Raw genomic sequence first — 20,738 nt, forward strand, 5'->3', positions numbered from 1 at the left:
GCCATGAGGCAAGCGAGGGGAGCGCGCCGGGTGCGGTCGCTGGGGGCCCGGTGTCCGGACCGGTCAGTCCCAGCTTCAGCCGACGCGCTTTCCAAGTACGAGAATTCGGGTGCGCATGGCCTTGACCCTCCCCCCGGCACGCATGGCGTGTCAAGTAGGTGGGATGGGGGTCTCATTATGTGAACGTGCGTAGGGCGAGGGGCCGCTCGCGTACGTCGCCGGGAGGCCTCCCGCGTACGTGCCCGAAGGCGCTGCGTACGTCCCCGGCGGGCCGCCGACGTACGCCCCCGCGGGCCCGCCCGCGAACACCCCCGAGGCCCCTCCGGCGTACGCCGGCGAGGGCCCGCTCGCGTACGTCCCCGAAGGGCCGCCCGCGAGCACCGGCTCGGCCGGGCCGCGCGGCACCGCGTACTCGCCGAGCGACAGCGCCCTGCGCAGCCGGTACTCGTCGAGCGGCCCGGAGAACGCCATACCCTGCCCGTGCGTGCAGCCCATCGCGCGCAGGGCGACCACCTGCTCGGGCAGGTCGACGCCGTCGGCCACGGAGAGCAGCCCGAGGTCGTTCGCGATGCGGAGCAGACCGGCGGTGATCTTGTGCAGCCTGGCGGACTCGACGACGCCCTCGATCAGGCCGCGGTCGAGCTTCAGTACGTCCACGGGGAGCCGGCGCAGCGCCGTGATCGCGGCATAGCCGCTGCCGAAACCGTCGAGGGCGACGCGTACGCCGAGCCTGCGCAGGGCCGTGAGCCGGCGCTCCAGGTCGTCCAGGGAGACCCGGGGGTCGCTGTCGGCCAGCTCGATGATGAGCGCCCCGGAGGGCAGCCCGTGCCGGGTCAGGAGCGCCTCGATGGAGCCGAGGGGCATGGAGCGGTCCAGGAGGCGCCGTGCGGTCATCCGGACGGCCACCGGCACCGCGTGGCCGGTGCGGCCGCGCTCGGCGGCCTGCTGGACGGCCTCTTCGAGCATCCAGCGGCCGAGCTCGGCGGCGCGGTCGCCCTCCCTGCCGTTCCCCGCCTCCCTGCCGTTCCCCGCCTCGGAGACCCGCAGGAACTCGGCGGGCGTGAAGAGGATGCCCTGCGCCGAGCGCCAGCGGGCCTGCGCGGCGACCGCCGTGATCCGGCCGTCGTCGAGGGAGACCACGGGCTGGTGGAGCAGCGCGAACTCGCCGTCGTGCAGGGCGGAGCGCAGCCGGGTGGCCAGCTCCGCCTTGCGGACCACGTCGGCCTGCATCTGCGGGGCGTACAGCTCGACGCGGCCCTTGCCCGCGGCCTTGGCGCGGTACATCGCGAGGTCGGCGTTGCGCAGCAGCTCCCCCGCGCCGATGCCCGGTTCGGCGAACGCCACGCCGATGGACGCCGCGACGCGGACGTCGTTGCCGTCGATGGCGTAGGGCTGGGAGAGGGTGATTCTCAGCCGGTCGGCGAGTTCGTAGATGTGCTGTTCCCTGGCGGCCTGGTCCCTGGTCCCGTCGCCGACGATGAGAGCCGCGAACTCATCGCCGCCGAGCCGGGAGGCGGTGTCGCCCGAACGCACCGCCTCCTGAAGTCTGCGTGCCGCCTGGATGAGCAGTTCGTCACCGGCCTGGTGGCCGATGGTGTCGTTGACGGCCTTGAAGCCGTCGAGGTCGATGAAGAGCACGGCAGTGCCGCGGTCGGTCACTCTGCGGCCGGTCAGCGCCTGGCTCACGCGCCGGGTGAACAGGGCGCGGTTGGGCAGGTCGGTGAGCGGGTCGTGCTCGGCGTTGTGCTGCAGCTGTGCCTGGAGGCGGACCCTTTCGGTGACGTCCCGGCTGTTGAAGATGAGGCCGCCGTGGTGGCGGTTGACGGTGGACTCCACGTTGAGCCAGTCGCCGTCGCCGGACCTGAAGCGGCACTCGATGCGGGTGGTGGGCTCCTCGACGGGGTTGGCGGCGAGGAATCTGCGGACCTCGTGGACGACCCGGCCGAGGTCCTCGGGGTGTATCAGCGACGCGAGCTCGGAGCCGACGAGCTCCTCGGCGTCGCGGCCGTAGACCCCGGCGGCGGCCGGACTCACGTACCGCAGGATGCCGTTCGGCGCGGCGATCATGATGACATCGCTGGAACCCTGGACCAGGGAGCGGAAGTGGTTCTCCTTCTGGGCGAGCTCCTGGGTGAGGGTGATGTTGTCCAGGAGCATGATGCCCTGGCGTGCGACAAGGGCGAGCACGACGGTGCCCGCCGTGAAGAGCATGACGCGGTCGACGCTGCGTCCGCTCAACACGTTGTAGAGCACCCCCAATGTGCAGACCGCGGCGGCGAGATACGGCGTCAGGGCTGCCAGTGACCCGGCGATCGGCCGGGTGGTGGCGGCCCGCGTGTCCTCGGGCCCGCCGTCGTCCGCCGCGCGCGCCTGGTCCGTCCCGGCTCCCTCGCGCGCGTGCCAGGGCACGGCCCAAGGGGCGTACGCGAGGAGCAGCGAGCCCGTGAACCAGCCGGCGTCCAGCAGCTGGCCCGAGCGGTATCCCGCGTGCAGCAGGGGCGAGGTGAACAGCGCGTCGCACATCACCGTCAGGGCGAGCGCGGCGATCGCGGTGTTCACCGCGGTGCGGTTGGCGGACGACCGCCTGAAGTGCAGTGCGAGGACCATGCTGACCAGTGCGATGTCGAGGAGCGGGTAGGCGAGCGAGAGCGCGGCGTGCGTGACGCTCTGGTCCTCGGACTGCGCGGTGCGCGCGAGGGCCAGGCTCCAGGAGAGCGTGAGGAGCGAGCCCCCGATCAGCCAGGAGTCGAGGGCGAGGCAGCCCCAGCCCGCCTTGGTCACCGGTCGTTTGGCGAGCACGAGCAGACCGATGATGGCGGGCGGCGCGAAGCACAGGAAGAAGAGGTCGGCCAGGCCCGTGGTCGGCACATCGCGCTGGAGCACGACTTCGTACCAGCCCCAGACGGCGTTGCCCAGGGCCGCCATCGCGGAGGAGAGCGCGAACAGCAGCCATGCGGGTCGAAAGCGGCTGCGGCGGGTGCGGGAGTAGCGGAAGCAGGAGATCGCGGCGGCCGCCGCCGCGACGCTCAGCCCGAAGTCGCCCATGACCAGGGCGAGTCGTTCCGATCCCCAGCCGATGGCGGAGCCCATGGCGTACGCGCCGCAGATCAGCAGCAGCGTGAGCTGGGACACGAGGCCGCGACCGCCCGGCAGGGGGCGGCGGGCCGACGACGGCGCCCTCGGGGCCGGCGGAGCCGAGGAGAGGCTCGCCTCGAGGACGGCGGTGGACGGCGGGGCACTCACCGGACCGCCCTGGTCCGCGCCGCCCCCATGTCCGTACGGTCCACGCGTCTGCCGACCGGTGTGCGCGAGAGTCGGCGGCGGCTTTCCCGCCGTGTCGGATTGTCCGCCCATAGGTCGTACATCGCCCGTCGCCCCCCTCGCACTCTGACGCACTTCTGATGTCTCGATCCCCGGCGCCGAACGGTCCACGGCGCATCCCCTGTCGGGACGATACACCAGCTCGGTCACACAGGGACATAGCTCCTCTACGCTCCGTGACTACCAGCGACAAAGTGGGCACGGGGCGCGCACATACGAGTACGCAGCGTGCACAAAGCGGCCTCAGGTGATCAACCGCCGGTGGTGTGCACGACGTTGTCGAGGGGCTGTCCGGCGGCGAATCCGGTCAGCTGCGCGGCTATCAGGCGTTGGGCGCGGGGCAGGAACGCGGACGTGGAGCCGCCCACGTGCGGGCTGATGAGCACTCCAGGAGCGTGCCACAGGGGGTGGCCCGCGGGCAGCGGTTCCGGGTCGGTCACGTCGAGGGCGGCGGTGATGCGGCGGGATTCCAGTTCGGCGACGAGCGCCTTGGTGTCGACCACGGGGCCGCGGGCGACGTTGACGAGCAGCGCGCCGTCCTTCATGCGGGCCAGGAATTCGGCGCCCACCAGGCCTCGGGTGTCCTCGGTGAGCGGCGTCGAGACCACGACGACGTCGGCGGCGGGCAGCAGGGAGTGCAGTTCGGCGAGCGGATGCACGGGGCCGCGCTCCGTGGCACGGGCAGAGCGCGCGACGCGCGCCACCCGCGCACACTCAAAGGGTGCGAGCCGGTCCTCGATGGCGGAACCGATCGATCCGTAGCCCACGATGAGCACGGACTTGTCGGCGAGCGCCGGATAGAACCCGGACCGCCACTCCTCCTGCCGCTGTCCCTCGACGAAGCGCGGTATGCCCCGCAGCGACGCGAGGATCAGACCGAGCGCGAGCTCGGCGGTGCTGGCCTCGTGCACCCCGCGGGCGTTGCACAGCCGCACGCCGGGGGCGAGGAACTTTAGCCCCGGCTGCACGTGGTCGATCCCCGCGGTCAGCGTCTGCACGACGCGTACGGACGTCATCGCGGGCAGGGGGCGCACGGCGATCTCGGTGCCCTTCATGTAGGGCACCGCGTAGAAGCCGCAGTCGGCCGGGTCCGCGGGGAACTCCGGCCCGCCGTCCCAGTAGCGGTAGTTGAGATCCGCCGCGGACGCCTCGGGCAGGCCCTCGATCTCGTGCGCTGCGAACGGAAGCCATACGTCTGTCGTCATGCTCAGGAGGCTAATGCGCCCAGGTCACGTACCGGCGGCGGGGAGGCCGCGCCCCGGGTCCCGGGCGGCAGCGGTTAGTTTGGGTGATCTCCGGACGAGCAGTGGGAGGGTACGACCAGGTGGAGCGCAGGACGATCGGCGCGGGGGCGCTCGAAGTGGGCGCCGTCGGACTCGGCTGCATGCCGATGAGCTGGGCGTACACCGGCTCGCGGCAGCGCGGCGACGCGTCGCTGCGCACCGTGCACGCGGCCTTGGACGCCGCCGGCGCTTCCGGTGCGGGGGTGACGCTGCTGGACACCGCGGACATGTACGGGCCCTTCACCAACGAACTGCTGCTCGGCCGGGTGCTGAAGGAGCGGCGTGCCGAGGCGTTCGTGTCGACGAAGTGCGGGCTGCTCGTGGGCGAGCAGCACATCGTCGCCAACGGCCGCCCCGGTTATGTGAAGCGGGCCTGCGACGCGTCGCTGCGGCGGCTCCAGATCGACACCATCGACCTGTACCAGCTGCACCGCGCCGACCCCGAGGTGCCCGTCGAGGAGACGTGGGGCGCGATGGCCGAACTCGTCGCCGCCGGGAAGGTGCGGGCGCTCGGGCTGTGCGCGGTGGGGGCCCGCGCGCACCGGCGTGCGGTGCCGGGGCGGCCCGGGGCCGGGCTGCACGACGTGACGATCCGGCAGCTGGAGCGCGTGCAGCAGGTCTTTCCGGTGAGCGTGGTGGAGGCCGAGCTGTCGGTGTGGTCGCCCGAGGCGCTGGAGGCGCTGCTGCCGTGGTGCGTGGCGCGCGGAGTGGGCTTACTCGCGGCGATGCCGCTGGGGAATGGTTTCCTCACCGGGACGCTCACGCCGGGCCAGGGCTTCGAGCCGGACGATCTGCGGGCCCGGCATCCGCGCTTCACCGCCGAGATGATGGCGGCCAACCAGCCGCTGGTGGTGGGGTTGCGCCGGGTGGCGGAGCGCCACGGGGCGACGCCGGCGCAGATCGCGCTGGCGTGGGTGCTCGCCCAGGGCCGGCATGTGGTGCCGATACCCGGCGCCAAGCGGGAGCGCTGGGCGGTGGAGAACGCGGGGGCGGCGGCGGTGCGGCTGACCGGGGCGGATCTGGCGGAGATCGCGGCGCTGCCGGCGGCGCTGGGGTCCTGGGACTGAGGGCTTGCGGCCGGTGTGGCGCGGTGGGGAGTGGGGCGAGGAGCCGCTCACCTCGCGGACACCGTGCGTGATCTCGTGATGGCGGAATGGGAACCTGCGGGGCGGGAGCGGTGTATGAACAGTAGAACCGCCGCGTCGAAGGGATCCTGATCATGCAACGACCTGCTGTCACGGCCGTGTTGACCGCCGCCGTCCTCGCCCTCGCTGCCGGGTGTTCGTCCGGTGGCCAGGACCAGCCGGACAACCGCGAGAGCCCCTCGAAACGGGAGAGGGCGAGCGAGTCCCCCACCGGGAAGCCGGGCGCCGAACCCCCACCGGAGAAGGGCTCGGCGAAGGTGACCCGCACCCTGACCACGGGCCTGAAATCCCCGTGGGGCCTCGCGGCGCTGCCCGGCGGCGACCTCCTGGTCTCCTCGCGCGACGAGGGCACGATCACCCGGGTCGACGGCACGACGGGCAAGAAGACGCAGCTCGGCTCGGTGCCCGGCGTCTCCCCCGGCGGCGAGGGCGGCCTGATGGGCCTCGCGCTCTCCCCCTCGTACGCCTCGGACCAGATGGTGTACGCGTACTTCACAACGGAATCCGACAACCGCATCGCCCGGATGCTGTACGACGAGAAGAAGCCCTCGGGCGAGCAGCTGGGCGCGCCCGACACGGTGTTCAGGGGCATCCCCAAGGGCACGATCCACAACGGCGGCCGGATCGCCTTCGGCCCGGACAAGATGCTGTACGCGGGCGCGGGCGAGACGGGCGACACGGACCTGGCGCAGGACAAGAAGTCCCTGGGCGGCAAGATCCTGCGTCTGACGCCGGACGGCGAGCCCGCCCCCGGCAACCCCTTCGCCGACTCCCCCGTCTATTCGCTGGGCCACCGCAATGTGCAGGGCCTCGCCTGGGACGAGCAGAAGCGGCTGTGGGCCGCGGAGTTCGGCCAGAACACCTGGGACGAGCTGAACGAGATCAAGGCCGGGGAGAACTACGGCTGGCCCGAGGCCGAGGGCAAGGCCGGCAAGGAGGGCTTCCGTGATCCGGTCGCCCAGTGGAAGACGTCGGAGGCCTCACCGAGCGGCGTCGCCTACGCCGAGGGTTCGGTCTGGATGGCGGGCCTGCGCGGGGAGCGGCTGTGGCGCATCCCGGTCCGTGATGTGGCGGGCGAGCCGAAGCCGCAGTCCTTCCTGAAGGGCGAGCACGGCCGGCTGCGCACGGTGCTCGCGGCGGGCGGCGACAAGCTGTGGCTGCTCACGAACGAGACGGACTCGCGGGGGACGCCGGAGAAGGGGGACGACAAGATCCTGGAGGTGGAGGTGAAGTGACTCAGCCGCTCGGCGGCGCGGAGGGGGATATCTGATCGGGCGGCGCCGCCTGCGGCGTGTCTTCGGAGTCCGGCGTCTCGTCCGTGCGGGGCGACGGGACAGATGGGCGTACGACCACCTTGCCCGACGACAGGTCGATCGGTCCGCGCCCGGGGTCCCCGTCGGCGAGGTCGACGCGGGTCATCTCCAGACGCTTCTGCTCGTCGTCGGTGTGCTTGCGCCCCGGCGCGAACAGGGCCTCGATCGCGTTGAACACTGCGCCTCCTTGGAGCCGGGTTCCTGCCGTCAAGCGTAAGCGAGGCCGCCGGAAAGCGGCCGAGGGCGCAGAGGCGCAGGTCAGCCGCGGCTCGCGGGTGGGAACAGGCGTAGCCGGTGGGCGAGGGCCGCCGCCTCGCCGCGGCCGGTGACGGACAGCTTGGCGAGGATGTTGGAGACGTGGACGCTCGCCGTCTTCGGGGAGATGAAGAGTTCCTCGGCGATCTGGCGGTTGCTGCGGCCCACCGCGACCAGGCGCAGGACGTCCCGCTCCCGGCTGGTCAGACCGAGCGCCTCGGCGGGGTCGGCCGGGGCGGTGACGCGGATGGGCTCGGTGGGGTTCAGGGTGAGGCGGGCCCGCTGGGCGAGTCCGGTGATCGAGTCGGCGAGCGGCCGCGCGCCGAGGCTCTCGGCCAGCTCACCGGCCTGGCGGAGCAGTTGGGCGGCGCGGTCGCGGTCGGCGCTGTCCGAGGCGAGGAGGGATTCGGCGAGACGGAGGCGGACATGGGCGAGATCGTAGGGGCGGTCCAGGCAGGCGACGGCGGTGACCACGGCGGACCAGTCGGCGGGTCCGTCGCGGCCCTCGGCGCGCAGGAGTTCGGCGCGGGTCCACTCGTCGTAGGCGCGCCAGAGCGGGATGGGGGTGGCGAGGGACTTGGTGATCCGGCGGATCCGTTCGAGGGCGGCGGGGCGGCCGGCCTCGGCGGCGGGCAGGCCGCGGGCGTCGGCCTCCATCGCGGCGGCGGCCAGGAGCAGCGGCCAGCCGTATTTGTAGGTGCCGAAGGGGAGGCCGGAGGCGAGGCCGCGTTCGATCTCGGCGCGGCCGTCGAGGATGCGGCCCTCGGCCGCCGCGATGCCGAGGGAGATGCGGGCCAGCGGGAGGATGTACTGCGGCTGCGGGTCGTGGCTGCCGTAGTGGTGGTAGGCGGCCTGAAGGTGCCGGGTGGCGGCGTCGTGGTCGCCGCGGTAGAGCGCCATACGGGCGGAGCACTGGGCGGCGGAGCCCCGGGGTTTGGCGCTCTGCACGCAGCGGTGGGTGTGGGCGACGGCTTCGGCGGCCTCGTCCCAGCGGCCGAGGGAGACGAGGGATTCGGCGGCGTTGGCCCAGACCCAGCCCTCGGTGTCCATCAGGCCGTACTTCCGGCAGAACTCGATGCCCTCCATCGCGACCTTCACGGACTCGGCGGAGCGGCCGACGCCTTCCAGGGCGGAGGGGAGGTTGATGTGGGCGCGGCCGAGGTCGGTGACCAGGCCCTGTTCGACGACGCGGTCCCTGACCTCGTACATCTCGGCGAGGCCGGCTTCCGGGTCGCCCGCTTCGATGAGGAGGTTGCCGCGGGTGAGCCGGGCGTTGAGCTCGATGGTGTCGGCCTCGACCATGCGGGCGTACTCGACGGCCCGTTCGGCGGCGGCCATGGTCTCCGGGCCGGGGTCGTGCAGCATGCCCCAGGAGGCGCGGTGGACGAGCACGTCCGCGTGCACCTCGGAGGGCGGCAGGCCGCGCATCAGCTCCTGGGCCCTGGCGATCTCGTCCCAGCCGTCGCCGCGGCCCAGGGTGGAGACGAGGCGGGAGCGCTGGACCCAGAACCAGGCGGACCGCAGGGGGTCGTTCTCGCCGTCCAGGAGGCGCAGGGCGCGCTTGGTGATCTTCAGGGCGCGGTCGCGTTCGCCGCAGAGGCGTCCGGCGACGGTGGCCTCGGCCATCAGGTCCAGATAGCGCAGCGAGGTGGTGAGGGGGTCGCAGCCGCAGGCAGGGTAGCCCTCGACGTAGTCGGCGGGGCGGAGTTCTTCGCGTACGTCGTCGGTGGCGTCGTCCCACAGCTCCATCGCCCGTTCGAGCAGGCGCAGTTGCTCGGCGTAGGCGTGCCGGTGGCGGGCCTCGACGGAGGCGCGCAGGACGGCGGGCAGGGCCTTGGCGGCGTCGTGCGCGTGGTACCAGTAGCTGGCGAGGCGGGCGGCGCGCTGGTCGGCGGCGACGAGCGCGGGGTCGGCTTCCAGGGCCTCGGCGAAGCGGCGGTTGATGCGGGAGCGTTCGCCGGGCAGCAGGTCGTCGCTGACGGCCTCGCGGACCAGGGAGTGCCGGAAGCGGTAGCCGTCGCCTTCGGGCGAGGCGAGGAGGATGTTGGCGCCGACGGCGGCGCGCAGGGCCTCGATCAGGTCGTCCTCGCTGAGCCCGGCGACCTCGGCGAGCAGTTCGTACTCGACGGTGGAGCCGCCCTCGGCGACGATGCGCGCCACCCGCTGGGTGTCCTCGGGCAGCTCCTCGACGCGGACGAGGAGCAGGTCGCGCAGGGAGTCGGTGAGGCCCGCGCAGCTGCTGCCGTGGGCGGCGACGGCGAGTTCCTCGACGAAGAAGGCGTTGCCGTCGGAGCGGTCGAATATCTCGTCGACCAGGGCCTGCTCGGGTTCGGCGGCGAGTATGCCGGCCATCTGGCGGGCGACCTCGTCCTTGCTGAGGCGGCCCAGTTCGACGCGGCGCACCGTGCGCAGCCGGTCCAGCTCGGCGAGGAGGGGGCGCAGCGGGTGGCGGCGGTGGATGTCGTCGGCGCGGTAGGTGGCGATCAGGACGAGGCGGCCGCCGCGCAGGGTGCGGAAGAGATAGGCGAGGAGGTGGCGGGTGGAGGCGTCCGCCCAGTGCAGGTCCTCCAGGGCGACGACGAGCGTGCGTTCGCGGGAGAGGCGCTCCAGGAGGCGGGCGGTGAGTTCGAAGAGCCGCGCCATGTCCTGCTCGTCGGACCGGCCGGCTCGACCGTGGCCGTGCGGGGCAGTGCTGGCCAGTTCGGGCAGGAGGCGGGCGAGCTCCTCCTCCTGGCCCTCGGCCGCGGCGGCCAGCTCGTCGGGGAGCCGACGGCGCAGGGCGCGCAGGGCGGTGGAGAAGGGGGCGAACGGCAGGCCGTCGGCTCCGATCTCCACGCAGCCGCCGAGCGCGACGACGGCGCCCTGTTTCTCGGCGGCCTCCGTGAACTCCTCGACGAGGCGCGTCTTTCCGACGCCCGCCTCGCCGCCGAGCAGCAACGCCTGCGGCTCGCCCGTGCCGGGGCCCCCGGCTCCTTCGAGCGGGGTTCCCGTGGCGCGGGCGAGCGCTTCGTTCAGTACGCCCAGTTCGTCGGTGCGACCGACGAACACCGGGCTGACGGACCTGGTCTCCACGCCCGCGAGCATCGCACAGTGCGCGGACGGTCCGGCACCCCGTGTCCGCGGGACGGACCCGGGTGCGGGCCGGTCCACCTCAGGCGGCCCGTGCGAAGCGGGACTTCCACAAGGACGCGCTCACCCGCCCCTCGGTTTCGTGGCGGGCCGAGCGGCGGGCGGCGGCGCGGATGCGGCGGGCCTCGCGGACCAGGCGGCGGCGGTCGGCCTCCCGAACGAGGTCGTCGGCGCGCAGCTGGTGCATCTCGTACTCGAACATCTCGTACCCCTTGGGTTGTCGGTGGTGCCATCGCTCTCTGCGATGACTCCACTCTCGTCTCCCAGGGGGGTCGCCCACATCGGGCGAGTTCCGCATCTCCGGGGGGTGAGGGGCCTTAGGCATGAGGAAGGGCGGGCCGGGGGCCTTAGCCCCTGACCCGCCCTTGCCTTACTTGAGCGCTATGTACGTACGGGGTGCCTCAGGACGGTGCCGACGGGAGGCCGAGCAGCAGGTCCGAGTACTTGGCGATGGCGAGGATCAGCCCGATCACACCGAGCACGACGCCCGCCCACGACACGGACTTGATCCACGGCGCCTGCTCCTTGCCGGGGGCGCCGAACGCGGGCTTGACCAGGACCACGAAGCCGGTGACCAGGGCGGCGAGCGCGAAGATGCCGGCGATGAGCGCGGTGATCTTCCAGGAGTCGCCGTACAGGGCCTGGATCTGGTTGGCGACGCTCGCGGACTGGGCGGTCTCCAGCTGTCCGACGATGTTGGAGCGGGCCGCGGCGACCGTGCCGAGCCAGCCGCCGGAGAGGCCGATGACGCCGAGCGCGACGGAGACGACGGCCGCGGCGCCCTGGCCGACCCCGGCGGACGTGGCGGGCTTGGCGGGCCCGTCCTCGATGTCGTCCGTCTCGTCGGACAGGTCCGCGTCCGTCTCGGCGTCGGCGCCGTCGCCGGCCTCGTCGGCGGTGGCGTCCCCGGCGGCATCCTCGGCCTCTGCCTCGGACTTGGTGACGTCGACTTCGGGCGCCTCCGCCTTCGGCGCCGACTTCTCGGCCCCGGTCACTTCCTCGGTCCCGGGGGCATCCTTGGCCCCGGCCGCGTCCTCTGTCTTAGTACCCATGCGCCGCACCGTACGGACGGAGTCTGAGAGCTTCCTTAACGAGCGCTGTCCGTGGAAGGCGCGGCGTCCCGCGCCGCGCGCCACTCAGGGGCGAGGACGGACCACACCTCCATGTCATGCCGCACTCCCTGCCAGGGGAAGCTCTCCCGCAGCACGCCGTCCTTGGTGAATCCGAGCCGCTCGGCGGCGACCTTGCTCCGGTCGTTGAGGGATGACACCAGCCACTCCACGCGGTGCATGCCGCGCTGCTCGACCGCCCAGTCGATGAGGATCCGCGAGGCCTTGTTGACCAGTCCGCGCCCGGCGGCCGACGGTTCCAGCCAGACGCCGATCTCGCAGCCGTCGACGCTCGTGTCGAAGATCCGGAAGAGGACACCGCCGACGAGCGTGCCGTCCAGCCAGATGCCGTAGAGGCGCCCGGTGTCGGAGGTCTGCTTGTCCGCGTACGCCTGGAGGAAGCTCTTCGCCGTCTGGAGGTCCTTCACGGTCACGGTGAAGGGCACCCACGGTCCCGCGTACTCCCGCGCCCGCTCGATGTGCCCGGAGAACTCTTCTGCCTGCCACGGTTCGATCGGCCGCAGCTCAGCGCCCTCGCCCAGCGATATCGCGAACATCCCGCTCCCGTTCCTCAGGTCCACTCACGTCGTCCCGCGGCGCGTGCGTGCCGAGCCGCCGGGGGATCTTCGCACGCACGCCGCTCACATTCGAACGGCTTTCGGGCGCCTCGATGCTGATGCGCGGCAGGAGGCGGTCCAGGCGCCGCGGCAGCCACCAGTTGGCGCCGCCGAGCATGTGCATGAGGGCGGGCACGAGCAGCGTCCGCAGGACGAAGGCGTCCAGGGCGACGGCCGCCGCGAGGGCGATGCCGAACATCGCGATGACACGGTCGCCGCTGAGCACGAAGGCGAGGAAGACGGAGATCATGATGACGGCCGCGGAGTTGATGACGCGGCTCGTCTCGGCGAGGCCGACCCGCACCGCGCGCCGGTTGTCGCCGGTCTCCAGCCACTCCTCGTACATCCGGCTGACCAGGAACACCTGATAGTCCATGGAGAGCCCGAAGAGGACCGACACCATGATCACGGGCAGGAAGGGCTCGATCGGCCCGGCCCTGCCGAGCCCCAGCAGCTCGGCCCCCCAGCCCCACTGGAAGATCGCGACGACGACGCCGAACGCGGAGGCGACGGCGGCGACGTTCATCACGGCGGCCTTGAGCGGGATGCCGATCGAGCGGAAGGCGAGCAGGAGCAGTACGCAGCCGAGCCCGATGACGACTCCCACGAAGAGCGGCAGCTTCCCGACGATGATCTCCGCGAAGTCGTCGTAGCTCGCGGTGACACCGCCGACCGCCACGTCAAGGGAGCTGTCCGCCTCCGCCGCGGGCAGCACGTCGCCGCGCAGCCGGTCGACGAGTTCGCTGGTCGCCTCGGACTGCGGGGAGGAGTCGGGGACGAGGGTGAGGAAGGCCGTGCGGCCGTTGCCGTCGTACGTCACCGGGCTCACGGAGGCGACGCCCTCGGCCGATCTCAGCGTCGTGGCGAGGTCGGCGAGGGCGTTGCGGTCACCGGCGCCGTAGACCTCGCTGACCAGTGTCAGGGGGCCGTTCACGCCCGGCCCGAAGCCGTCGGCGAGCAGGTCGTAGGCCTGCCGGGTCGTGGCGGACGAAGGGTTGTTGCCCTGGTCGGAGGTGCCCAGGTGCAGGGCGAAGGTGGGCAGTGCGAGCACGGCCATGACGAGGACCGCGATACCGCCGAGGAGCTTGGGGTGGCGTTCCACGAAGGCGGCCCAGCGGGCGGCGAGCCCGGTCGGCAGCTCCGGCTGCGGCCCGTGCTCGGCGAGCCTGCGGCGTTCGCGGCGGCTGAGGGCGCGCGGCCCGATCCAGGAGAGGAGCGCGGGCAGCAGGGTCACGGACGCGGCGACGGTGAGGACGACGGTCAGCGAGGCGGCGATCGCGACGCCGTTCAGGAAGCTGAGCCGCAGGATGAGCATGCCGAGCAGGGCTATGCAGACGGTGGCGCCCGCGAAGACGACGGCGCGCCCGGTGGTGGCCACCGCCCGCTCGGCGGCCTCGGCCACGGGCAGACCGCGTTTGAGGCCCTTGCGGTGCCGGGTCACGATGAACAGGGCGTAGTCGATGCCGACGCCGAGGCCGATCAGCGTGCCCAGCATGGGCGCGAAGTCAGCGACGGTCATCACATGGCCGAGCAGCACGATGCCTGCGTACGCGGTGCCGACGGAGACCAGGGCGGTCGCGATGGGCAGGGCGGACGCCGCGAGCGAGCCGAAGGCGAGGAAGAGCACGACGGCGGCGACGGCGACCCCGACGATCTCGGCGGTCTGGGCGCTCTTGGACTCGGTGAGCCCGATGGCGGTGCCGCCCAGTTCGACCTGGAGGCCGTCGGACTCGGCTGCCTTGGCGGTGTCGACGACCTGCTGGGCGTCGGCCTTGTCGAGGTCGTCGGCCTGCTCGCGGAAGGTGACGGTGGCGTAGGCGGTGCGCCCGTCGTCACTGATCCCGCCCGCGCCCTTGCCGCCGCCGTCGCCGCTGTCGTACGGGCTGGTCACGGAGGCCACGGCGGGCAGTTGGGCGATCTTGTCCAGGGCGCCGGACATGGTCTGCTCGACGTCGGCGGCACGGACGGAGGCGGGGTCGGCGGCGGGGTCGGCGGCACCGGAGGAGCCGGTGTGCCAGACGACGGTGTCGCTGTCGCCGCCGAGGCCGTGGAACCCCTTGTCCAGGAGTTGGGTCGCGCGGCCCGACTCGGTGCCGGGGACTTCGTAGTCGTTCGAGTACGCGGATCCGGCGACGGCGGCGGCTGTCGCGGCGCCGCCGAGGGCGACGAGCCAGAGCAGGACGGCGAGAAGGCGGTGCTTGACGCACCACCGTGCGAGTGCTGCCACGTACTGGCTCCCTGGGTGATTCGTGGATCTTTGACCGGGAACAGCACTGAAACAACTGAACAGCCCGCAAAGAACACATGAGAGGCGACATGAGCGCCGCCAACACCTTGACAGCCCTTGGAGATCCTTAGTCCCTTTCGTGGCCATACTCACAAGAGCACAAGGTGTGCGCGGAGGTATCCAGGGCAACTCCGCGCACCCATGTGCACCGCTCGTCAGCCAGAGGCGCTCATCAGCCCGAGATACTCGTCAGCCCGAGACGCTCGCACGTCCGTTCTCGATGTGGCCCATGAGGCGGCGGCGGAAGGCGGTGTCGCGGTCGGCGGTGACCTCGACGTCGTACCAGCCGTGCTCGTCCTCGGTCCGCCAGGCGACGGTCCGGCTGCTGCCCGCCTTGACGCGGACGGTCCGCGTCCGGCGCCTGATGTCCTCGTCGTCCACGTATCCGAGCGGCTTGACCGTGAAGACCAGCTCCGCGCGGCCGCAGTTGGCGAGGGTGAGGTGGAGCTCGCGCCGGGTGATCGCGGAGGCGAGCCGCGCGCCACCGTCCTTGCCGCCCGTGAACTCGCGGCGGAAGCCGTTCGGCCCCGTGACGGTGAAGGCGTACGTGTCACCGGGCACCGGCACGGTCCACGAGCCCTTGCGGACGACGTCCTGGTGCTGGGGGATCTTGAACTCGCCGGCGTAGGGATAGAGCGCGAAGTGGGCGCTGGAGCGCCCGCCGTTGCTCAGCCGCACCGTGAGCGTGCCGTCCTCGCGGGGCCGCACGTCCGCGTCGGGCTGGTACGGCAGCGGCCGGGCGCGCCGGACGCCCGGCTCCTGGACCGGCATGGACTGCTTCACGGGCGGCTGCGGGGCCCAGCGCCCGCTGAACGCCGGGATGGCGCCGGGCTTCTCGACGTCCGGCTGCCGGTGGGCGCGTCGGAAGTCGAAGGCGCCGGTGAGGTCGCCGGTGACCTTGCGGCGCCAGGCGCTGATGTTGGGCTCCTTGACGCCGGTCCACTTCTCCAGGAAGCGCACGACGGAGGTGTGGTCGAAGACCTCGGAGCAGACGTAGCCGCCGACGGTCCACGGCGAGACGACGAGCATCGGCACGCGCGCGCCGAGCCCGGTCGGCTTCCCGTCCCAGCGCTCCTCCTTCTCCTCGGCGGAGTCGCCGCCGGGCACGGGCGGCGGGACGTGGTCGAAGAAGCCGTCGTTCTCGTCGTAGTTGATGAAGACGGCGGTGCGGCGCCACACCTCGGGGTGCGAGGCGAGCGCGTCGAGGATCTTGTAGACGATGGTCGCGCTGTGGATCGGCGAGGAGACGCTGGGGTGCTCGGAATCCACCGCGGAAGGCACCAGATAGGTGACTTTCGCCAGCTTGCCGCCCGCGACGTCCTTGGCGAACTCCTCCGCGAGCCTGCCGGTCGGCACACGCCGCAGGCCGCGCTCGAACAGGGACCGCTCATGCCTGCTCAGCGTGGCGACGCCCTCCTCCAGGGTGGCGAGCAGCTTCGCGCGCTCGGTCTCGTCCCTGGCGTCGCGCACCTTGGCGTAGAAGGCCTCCATGAAGGTGAGGCCGGTCTTGGCGAGGACCTTGCGGGCGATGGCCTTGAAGGTGGTGAAGAACTCGATCTGGTTGTCGGTGAAGTTCTCCCACTCCGTGTACGTCCGCCAGCTCACGCCCGCCTTCTCCAGGCGCTCGGCGTACGTGCCCCAGCCGTAGCCGGGGTGGGTGCCCTCGGCGTAGGCGTCGTTGCCGACGGCGCGCTTGCCGTTCGCCTCGTAGCCCGTCCTGCCGCTCCACAGGTGGTTGCGGTTGGGGCTGGTGGAGGTGTGGATGGAGGAGTGGTAGGCGTCGCAGACGGTGAAGGTGTCGGCGAGTTCGTAGTGCAGCGGGATGTCCTCGCGCGTGTAGTACGCCATCGTGGCCGCCGTCTTGGCGGTGATCCAGCCGTCCATCCAGCCGTCGTGCCAAGCCTTGGCGCCGCCGCTCCAGGAGTGGTCGAGGTCGCCGATGTACTGGAGGTCCTTCTTCTGCGTCTCGGCGGCCTCGCGGACGGGGAAGGGCAGGATGGTGCGCAGCACGCCGGGCTGCTCGAACACGGACGTGCCGCCGGGCAGCCGGATGGCGTTGCGGTCGCCGAAGCCGCGCACGCCCCGCAGCGAGCCGAAGTAGTGGTCGAAGGAACGGTTCTCCTGCATCAGGATCACGACGTGCTCGATCGAGTCGAGACCGCCACCGCGCGGCGGCTCGTGCGCGAGCGCCTCCTGCAGCGAAGGCGGCAGGAAGGAGCCGACGGCGGCTGCGCCGAGCGCGCCGCCGCCGACCGCCATCAGACGTCTGCGCGAAATCTCCGGAGTCACGTGCGACCTCCCAGTAGTCCTGCCAGTGGTCCTGGCCGACAGTCAATGGTTCTCTGCTGATCCATTGACCTGTTCGGCGGGGACGCTAGTGACGTGACGTTTCCTTGTGAAGGCTGGGGGACAAAGTCGGGGTGAACGTCCAAAAGGTCCCGGACGCGAAGGCCTCGCCCTGGGCTCCGGCGGCCTTCGGCAAGGGCGTTGTCAGGGTCACTCCCCGCCGACTACAAGGCCCGCCGCCAACGCCGAAGACGCTGCTGACTGGCTGCGCGGCGGCCCCGGCAACCCCGACGTGCCGTAGGGGTCTTGGTGGTACGCGAAAGGGGCGGCGCCCCTTTTCGGGTGCGCCGCCCCTCTCATGGCCGGAGCAGGGCTCAGCCCTCGCTGACGCCCAGCTTCTCCAGGATGAGTTCCTTCACGCGGGCCGCGTCGGCCTGGCCGCGGGTGGCCTTCATGACCGCGCCGACCAGGGCGCCGGCCGCGGCGACCTTGCCGCCGCGGATCTTGTCCGCGACGCCGGGGTTGCCGGCGATGGCCTCGTCGACGGCGGCGGTGAGCGCGCCCTCGTCCGAGACGACCTTCAGGCCGCGCTTCTCGACGACCTCGTCCGGCGTGCCCTCACCCTTGAGGACGGCCTCGATGACCTGGCGGGCCAGCTTGTCATTCAGGTCACCGGAGGCGACGAGCTCGGTGACGCGGGCGACATGCTCCGGCGTGATCGCCAGCGAGCCGAGGTCGACGCCCTGCTCGTTGGCGTGCCGGGCCAGCTCGCCCATCCACCACTTGCGGGCCGACGCGGCGTCCGCGCCCGCGTTGATGGTGGCGACGATCGGGCCGATGGCGTCGGCGTTGAGGATCGACTGCATGTCGTGCTCGGAGACGCCCCACTCCTCGCGCAGGCGGTTGCGGCGCAGCCGCGGCAGCTCCGGGAGTCCGGCGCGCAGCTCCTCGACCCACTCACGGGACGGGGCCACGGGGACGAGGTCGGGCTCCGGGAAGTACCGGTAGTCCTCGGCGTTGTCCTTGATGCGGCCGGAGGTCGTGGAGCCGTCCTCCTCGTGGAAGTGACGGGTCTCCTGGATGATCGTGCCGCCGGAGGACAGCACCGCGGCGTGGCGCTGGATCTCGTAGCGGGCGGCGCGCTCCACGGAGCGCAGCGAGTTGACGTTCTTCGTCTCGCTGCGCGTGCCGAACTTCTCCTGGCCCTGGGGGCGCAGCGAGAGGTTGACGTCGCAGCGCATCTGGCCCTTGTCCATGCGGGCCTCGGAGACGCCGAGCGCCTTGATGAGCTCGCGCAGCTCGGCGACGTACGCCTTGGCGACCTCGGGGGCGCGCTCGCCCGCGCCCTCGATCGGCTTGGTGACGATCTCGATGAGCGGGATGCCGGCGCGGTTGTAGTCAAGGAGGGAGTGCGAGGCGCCGTGGATACGGCCCGTCGCGCCACCGACGTGCGTGGACTTGCCGGTGTCCTCCTCCATGTGGGCGCGCTCGATCTCCACGCGGAAGACCTCGCCGTCCTCCAGCTGGACGTCCAGATAGCCATTGAAGGCGATCGGCTCGTCGTACTGGGAGGTCTGGAAGTTCTTCGGCATGTCCGGATAGAAGTAGTTCTTCCGGGCGAAGCGGCACCACTCGGCGATCTCGCAGTGCAGCGCGAGGCCGATCTTGATGGCGGACTCGACGCCGATCTCGTTGACGACCGGCAGTGCGCCGGGCAGGCCGAGGCAGGTCGGGCAGGTCTGGCTGTTCGCTCCCTGCTGGAGCGTCGTCGAGCAGCCGCAGAACATCTTGGTCTTGGTGCCGAGTTCGACATGGACCTCAAGGCCCATGACGGGGTCGTACGTCGCGAGGGCTTCCTCGTACGACACCAGGTCAGTAGTGACAGTCACGGTGAAACTTTCCCTCTCAGCCCAGCAGGACGTCGTCGTCGCCGAGGCGCTTGAGCTCACGCAGGAGCAGCGCGACGCCCGTGGCGATGGCGGCAGCGGAGACGACGGCGTCCACGAGGCGGAGCGTGTCGTGGTCGTAGCGGGCCTTCTTGGCCTGCTTGAACACGGAGATCGCGCCGAACGCGGTGGTGCCGATCGACAGATACGTACCGGTCTTGGACTTCTTGAAGCCCTTGGCCTTGTTCAGTGCGCTCACAGCGACGGTGCCTCCTCCAGCAGCGGGTGCCCCCACTTTTCCACGAAGGCGGCCTCGACGGCGGCTCCCACCTTGTACAGGCGGTCGTCCTTCATGGCGGGGGCGATGATCTGCAGTCCGACGGGCAGGCCGTCCTCCGGCGCGAGGCCGCAGGGCAGCGACATGGCGGAGTTGCCCGCCAGGTTGGTCGGGATGGTGCACAGGTCGGCCAGGTACATGGCCATCGGGTCGTCGGCGCGCTCGCCGATCGGGAAGGCGGTGGTCGGCGTGGTCGGGGAGACGATCACGTCGACCTGCTCGAACGCCTTCTCGAACTCCTGCGTGATGAGCGTACGGACCTTCTGGGCGCTGCCGTAGTACGCGTCGTAGTAGCCGGAGCTGAGCGCGTACGTACCCAGGATGATGCGGCGCTTGACCTCGTCGCCGAAGCCGGCCTCGCGGGTGAGCGCGGTGACGTCCTCGGCGGACTTCGTGCCGTCGTCGCCGACGCGCAGGCCGTAGCGCATGGCGTCGAACCGGGCGAGGTTCGAGGAGCACTCGGAGGGCGCGATCAGGTAGTACGCCGACAGGGCGAGGTCGAAGGACGGGCAGTCCAGCTCCACGACGGTGGCGCCGAGCGACGTGAGCAGCTCGACGGACTCGTTGAAGCGCTGGACGACACCGGCCTGGTAGCCCTCGCCGGAGAACTGCTTCACGACGCCTACGCGCATGCCCTGTACGGAGCCGTTGCGCGCCGCCTCGACGACCGGCGGGACCGGGGCGTCGATGGACGTCGAGTCCAGCTCGTCGTGGCCGGCGATGGCCTCGTGCAGCAGCGCGGCGTCGAGGACGGTGCGGGCGCAGGGGCCGCCCTGGTCCAGGGAGCTGGAGAAGGCGACCATGCCGTAGCGGGAGACGCCGCCGTAGGTGGGCTTGACGCCGACCGTGCCGGTGACGGCCGCGGGCTGGCGGATGGAGCCGCCGGTGTCCGTGCCGAGGGTGAGGGGGGCCTCGTAGGCGGCGAGGGCGGCGGCGGAGCCGCCACCGGAGCCGCCGGGGATGCGGGTGAGGTCCCAGGGGTTGCCGGTCGGGCCGAAGGCGCTGTTCTCGGTGGAGGACCCCATGGCGAACTCGTCCATGTTGGTCTTGCCGAGGATGACGACGTCGGCGGCCTTCAGCTTCTTGGTGACCGTCGCGTCGTACGGCGGGATCCAGCCCTCGAGGATCTTGGAACCGACCGTGGTCGGGATGCCCTCGGTGGTGAAGATGTCCTTGAGCGCGACGGGGACGCCGGCCAGCGGGCCGAGCTTCTCGCCCTTGGCGCGCTTCTCGTCGACGGCGCGGGCCTGCGCGAGGGCGCCCTCCCGGTCGACGTACAGGAAGGCGTGCACCTTCTCGTCGACGGCGTCGATACGGGCCAGGTGGGCCTCGGTGACCTCGACGGCCGTCAGTTCGCCGGAGGCGATCTTCGACGCGATCTCGGCGGCGGTGAGCTTGATGATGTCCGTCATGTTCTTTAGTCCTCCCCCAGGATCTGCGGCACCTTGAAACGCTGCTGCTCCTGGGCGGGGGCGCCCGAGAGCGCCTGCTCGGGGGTGAGCGACGGACGGACCTCGTCCGCGCGCATGACGTTCGTCAGCGGCAGCGGGTGCGAGGTCGGCGGTACGTCTTGGTCGGCGACCTCCGAGACGCGGGCGACCGCGCCGATGATGTCGTCGAGCTGTCCGGCGAAGTGGTCGAGCTCCTCGGCCTTCAGCTCCAGACGTGCAAGGCGGGCGAGGTGGGCGACCTCCTCGCGCGTGATGCCAGGCATGCGGCGATCCTCAGGGGTGAGTTTGCGGGTTGTGGCCCCAATCCTATGGGTCGGGG

15 protein-coding genes are annotated in these 20,738 nt (G+C 71.6%); 2 read left to right on the forward strand and 13 right to left on the reverse strand.

The genetic code is table 11. The annotated features are described in order from the left end of the window. Window positions 1-150: 150 nt before the first annotated feature. Both ACWDVB_RS24140 and ACWDVB_RS24145 read right to left on the reverse strand, forming a co-directional pair. Window positions 151-3,243: a putative bifunctional diguanylate cyclase/phosphodiesterase gene (locus tag ACWDVB_RS24140; RefSeq protein ID WP_451516681.1), complete on the reverse strand. Its 3,093-nt coding sequence runs from the start codon at window positions 3,241-3,243 to the stop codon at window positions 151-153. A gap of 329 nt (window positions 3,244-3,572) precedes the next feature. Continuing rightward, window positions 3,573-4,526 (reverse strand): 2-hydroxyacid dehydrogenase, encoded by a 954-nt coding sequence (locus ACWDVB_RS24145; protein WP_451516680.1) that lies wholly within the window; start codon window positions 4,524-4,526, stop codon window positions 3,573-3,575. A 119-nt stretch (window positions 4,527-4,645) separates the two neighbouring features. On the opposite strand from ACWDVB_RS24145, the gene ACWDVB_RS24150 reads away from it, so the two are divergent. Both ACWDVB_RS24150 and ACWDVB_RS24155 read left to right on the forward strand, forming a co-directional pair. Beyond that, entirely contained in the window at window positions 4,646-5,671 is a 1,026-nt protein-coding gene (locus ACWDVB_RS24150; RefSeq protein ID WP_451516679.1) for an aldo/keto reductase, read from the forward strand. Window positions 5,672-5,823: 152 nt separating this feature from the next. Continuing rightward, a complete protein-coding gene (locus ACWDVB_RS24155; RefSeq protein WP_451516678.1) occupies window positions 5,824-6,984 on the forward strand; it encodes a PQQ-dependent sugar dehydrogenase in 1,161 nt (386 codons plus the stop codon). 1 nt (window position 6,985) lies between these two features. Here the strand turns inward: ACWDVB_RS24155 and ACWDVB_RS24160 are convergent, their stop codons facing one another. The 11 genes from ACWDVB_RS24160 to gatC form a co-directional block, all read right to left on the reverse strand. After that, a complete protein-coding gene (locus ACWDVB_RS24160; RefSeq protein WP_451516677.1) occupies window positions 6,986-7,240 on the reverse strand; it encodes a DUF6191 domain-containing protein in 255 nt (84 codons plus the stop codon). Window positions 7,241-7,320: 80 nt separating this feature from the next. Further along, window positions 7,321-10,401: a helix-turn-helix transcriptional regulator gene (locus ACWDVB_RS24165; protein WP_451516676.1), complete on the reverse strand. Its 3,081-nt coding sequence runs from the start codon at window positions 10,399-10,401 to the stop codon at window positions 7,321-7,323. Between the two features lie 67 nt (window positions 10,402-10,468). Next, entirely contained in the window at window positions 10,469-10,648 is a 180-nt protein-coding gene (locus tag ACWDVB_RS24170; protein ID WP_451516675.1) for a hypothetical protein, read from the reverse strand. Between the two features lie 199 nt (window positions 10,649-10,847). Continuing rightward, window positions 10,848-11,498, reverse strand: a complete 651-nt coding sequence (locus ACWDVB_RS24175; protein WP_451516674.1) for a hypothetical protein — start codon at window positions 11,496-11,498, stop codon at window positions 10,848-10,850. Window positions 11,499-11,533: 35 nt separating this feature from the next. Then, complete coding sequence (locus tag ACWDVB_RS24180; protein WP_451516673.1) at window positions 11,534-12,112, reverse strand: GNAT family N-acetyltransferase; 579 nt, start codon at window positions 12,110-12,112, stop codon at window positions 11,534-11,536. Further along, the gene (locus tag ACWDVB_RS24185) at window positions 12,081-14,399 is read right to left on the reverse strand and encodes an MMPL family transporter (RefSeq protein WP_451516672.1); all 2,319 of its coding nucleotides are present in this window, start codon (window positions 14,397-14,399) and stop codon (window positions 12,081-12,083) included. Before ACWDVB_RS24185 ends, ACWDVB_RS24180 begins: the two co-directional genes overlap by 32 nt. Before the next feature lie 249 nt (window positions 14,400-14,648). Further along, entirely contained in the window at window positions 14,649-16,748 is a 2,100-nt protein-coding gene (locus ACWDVB_RS24190) for a phosphocholine-specific phospholipase C (RefSeq protein ID WP_451516671.1), read from the reverse strand. A gap of 371 nt (window positions 16,749-17,119) precedes the next feature. Beyond that, a complete protein-coding gene (gene gatB, locus ACWDVB_RS24195; protein WP_451516670.1) occupies window positions 17,120-18,634 on the reverse strand; it encodes an Asp-tRNA(Asn)/Glu-tRNA(Gln) amidotransferase subunit GatB in 1,515 nt (504 codons plus the stop codon). Between the two features lie 16 nt (window positions 18,635-18,650). Next, window positions 18,651-18,890, reverse strand: a complete 240-nt coding sequence (locus ACWDVB_RS24200; RefSeq protein ID WP_451516669.1) for a hypothetical protein — start codon at window positions 18,888-18,890, stop codon at window positions 18,651-18,653. Continuing rightward, window positions 18,887-20,380: an Asp-tRNA(Asn)/Glu-tRNA(Gln) amidotransferase subunit GatA gene (gene gatA / locus ACWDVB_RS24205; RefSeq protein ID WP_451516668.1), complete on the reverse strand. Its 1,494-nt coding sequence runs from the start codon at window positions 20,378-20,380 to the stop codon at window positions 18,887-18,889. The genes ACWDVB_RS24200 and gatA overlap by 4 nt, the downstream gene beginning before the upstream one ends. Window positions 20,381-20,385: 5 nt before the next feature. Continuing rightward, window positions 20,386-20,682, reverse strand: coding sequence for an Asp-tRNA(Asn)/Glu-tRNA(Gln) amidotransferase subunit GatC (gene gatC / locus ACWDVB_RS24210; protein WP_010984178.1), 297 nt, complete (start codon window positions 20,680-20,682; stop codon window positions 20,386-20,388). Window positions 20,683-20,738 lie beyond the last annotated feature (56 nt).

It is taken from the genome of Streptomyces sp. NPDC003379, assembly GCF_053589195.1.